General features: G+C 38.6%; 2 protein-coding genes. Both read right to left on the bottom strand.

The annotated features are described in order from the left end of the window. A partial coding sequence (locus tag AB4486_RS25090) for a HigA family addiction module antitoxin (protein ID WP_372119412.1) occupies positions 1–183 on the bottom strand: 183 nt, incomplete at its 3' end. Further along, on the bottom strand, positions 183–461 hold the full coding sequence (locus AB4486_RS25085) for a type II toxin-antitoxin system RelE/ParE family toxin (protein WP_017067997.1): 279 nt from the start codon (positions 459–461) through the stop codon (positions 183–185). The genes AB4486_RS25090 and AB4486_RS25085, both read right to left, overlap by 1 nt. Between the last annotated feature and the right edge of the window lie 11 nt (positions 462–472).

Raw genomic sequence — 472 nt, 5'->3', positions numbered from 1 at the left:
CAGTGACTTAGAAAGACGTAAAGCCATTTCAGGAGAAACTGCACTTTGGCCTTTAAGAACACGATTCAGCGTAGAAGGGGATACATCAAGCTGCTTTGCAACAAAACGACAGCTATAACCAAACGGTTCCATATATAGGTCATAAATAAACTCACCTGGGTGAGGAGGGTTGTGCATACTCATTAGTGATAATCCTCATAATTTAAAATATAGGCATTACCATCAATAAATTCGAAAGTAATACGCCAATTACCATTTACTGTGATTGACCAAATACCATCTCTATCCCCTTTTAATGGGTGAAGCTTAAAGCCAGGTAGATCAACATCATCAATAATGGTTGCAGTATCTATAGCTGCCAACTGCATCCTAAGCTTACGCTCATGCTTAGCTTGAATACCGGCTTTACTGCCAGTCTCAAAAAACTTTTTGAGACCTTTATGCTTGAATGTTTTAATCATACAGAGAGTGT

The organism is Vibrio sp. 10N.222.55.C6, assembly GCF_041473395.1.
Taxonomy (GTDB): domain Bacteria; phylum Pseudomonadota; class Gammaproteobacteria; order Enterobacterales; family Vibrionaceae; genus Vibrio; species Vibrio crassostreae_C.
This window is presented reverse-complemented; position numbering and strand designations above follow the sequence as displayed.

What these genes read in the sequence shown, in the direction of transcription:
- AB4486_RS25085 (WP_017067997.1), bottom strand. Translation starts at nt 461, where the DNA reads ATGATTAAAACATTCAAGCATAAAGGTCTCAAAAAGTTTTTTGAGACT.